This is a genomic window from Neisseria sp. P0009.S007, from assembly GCF_051962515.1.
In genome coordinates, this window is record NZ_JBQCVF010000264.1 from 1 (window position 1) to 1,791 (window position 1,791).

The following is a 1,791-nucleotide window of genomic DNA, read 5'->3' on the forward strand; positions in this document are numbered from 1 at the left end:
CTATCAAACCGGCCTTCAGGCGAACATGTCGGCTTGGGCATTATGCAGGAACGGGCCCAACGGATTAACGCAGAATTGGCCATTACATCGCAGATTGGGCAAGGTACGGCGGTTATGCTGACTTTGCCGCAACAAATGAGAACAGCATCATGACGATTAAAATTACCCTTATTGACGACCACACCCTATTTCGCAGCGGCATCAAAGCCCTGCTCTCCCGCCAGCCCGATTTTGAAGTCGTCGGCGAAGCTTCAGACGGCCTGGCCGGCGTAAAAATGGTCGAACAGCTTAAGCCTGACGTAGTTTTGTTGGACTTGGATATGCCGGTCATGAACGGCCGCGAAGCACTGGCTCAAATTTTGAGCATCAATCCTCAACTGACCGTCATCATGCTGACCGTTTCCGAAGACAGCGACGACTTGACCGAATGTATGCGTATGGGTGCAAAAGGCTTTTTGCTGAAAAACATCAACGCCGACTTCCTCTTGGAAAGCATTCGCAAAGCCGTCGATGGCGACAATGTCTTCTCTCCAGAAATGACCAGCCGCTTGGTGCAATCGCTGATTTCCCCTTCTCCTTCACGCTCCGACCACCTGCTGGCGCAGCTGACCCCGCGCGAAATGGAAATCTTGGGCTACCTTGCCGCCGGACACAGCAATAAAATCATTGCCCGCCATTTAAACTTGGCTGAGTCAACCGTCAAAGTGCATGTGCAGAACCTATTGCGCAAGCTGAATCTAAGCAGCCGCGTCCAAGCTGCGGTTTATGCGGTGCAACACAAAGTACCGCAACCGGTATTGTCTTAAAAAGGCCGTCTGAAACCTTCTTTTTAAAAGGTTTCAGGAAAAGCGTTTATTCGCTATAATCACGCCGATTTATATGCAGGGTTGTCTGATTTTTTCAGACGGCCTTTTTATTTGATTTCTCACTGATTTAAAACAACATGTCCGAAAACATTCCAGAAAATACACCCGAAAATACCGTTCCTGAAGAACACAAACGCAGCATCCGCAGTTTCGTCTTGCGTCAAGGCCATATGACCGCTGCCCAACAGCGCGCCATCGATACAATGTGGCCGCAATTTGGTGTGGACTTCCAAGAAGCTCCTTTGGATTTGAACCGCGCATTCGGCCGGGATAATCCTAAAGTTTTGGAAATCGGTTTCGGTATGGGCGTCGCGACAGTGGAAATCGCCAAACGTCTGCCCGATACCGACTTTTTAGCAATTGATGTTCACGGCCCGGGCGTCGGCAATATCTTGAAGCTGATTGAGGAAGAACACATTTCCAATATCCGCGTAATGCGTCATGATGCGGTGGAAGTAGTGGAAAAGATGCTGGAAGACGGTTCTTTAGACGGCATTCATATTTTCTTCCCTGACCCTTGGCACAAAAAACGTCACAATAAACGCCGCTTGGTACAAGTGCCGTTTGTTGAAAAGCTGCTGCCCAAACTCAAAAGCGGCGGCTATGTCCATATGGCGACCGACTGGGAAGAATACGCCGTGCAAATGCTGGAGGTTTTGAGCAGTTTCGACGCTTTGCAAAACACGGCTGCCGATTACGCCCCTACGCCCGATTATCGTCCTGAAACCAAATTTGAAGCCCGAGGCAAACGATTGGGTCATGGCGTTTGGGACTTGGTGTTCCGTAAAAAATAAAGCCGAACATAAAACACAAGGCCGTCTGAAATTTTTCAGACGGCCTTTTATCTTACTGATTAAGCCAAGAAAAGTTTATAAGCCGGATTATCGGTTTCTTCTTTATAAACATAACCCAAGCTCTCCAAGAA

2 protein-coding genes are annotated in these 1,791 nt (G+C 48.7%); both read left to right on the forward strand.

Features of this window, described 5'->3' with window-relative positions:
* The first annotated feature begins 149 nt into the window (after window positions 1–149).
* Window positions 150–806 carry a response regulator gene (locus ACTHS3_RS12290; RefSeq protein ID WP_004520571.1) on the forward strand — a complete coding sequence of 219 codons (657 nt, stop codon included), beginning with the start codon at window positions 150–152 and terminating at the stop codon, window positions 804–806.
* Window positions 807–943: 137 nt separating this feature from the next.
* Entirely contained in the window at window positions 944–1,660 is a 717-nt protein-coding gene (gene trmB / locus ACTHS3_RS12295) for a tRNA (guanosine(46)-N7)-methyltransferase TrmB (protein ID WP_039862398.1), read from the forward strand.
* The last annotated feature ends 131 nt before the right edge of the window (window positions 1,661–1,791 follow it).

What these genes read in the sequence shown, in the direction of transcription:
- ACTHS3_RS12290 (WP_004520571.1), top strand. Translation starts at nt 150, where the DNA reads ATGACGATTAAAATTACCCTTATTGACGACCACACCCTATTTCGCAGC.
- trmB (WP_039862398.1), top strand. Translation starts at nt 944, where the DNA reads ATGTCCGAAAACATTCCAGAAAATACACCCGAAAATACCGTTCCTGAA.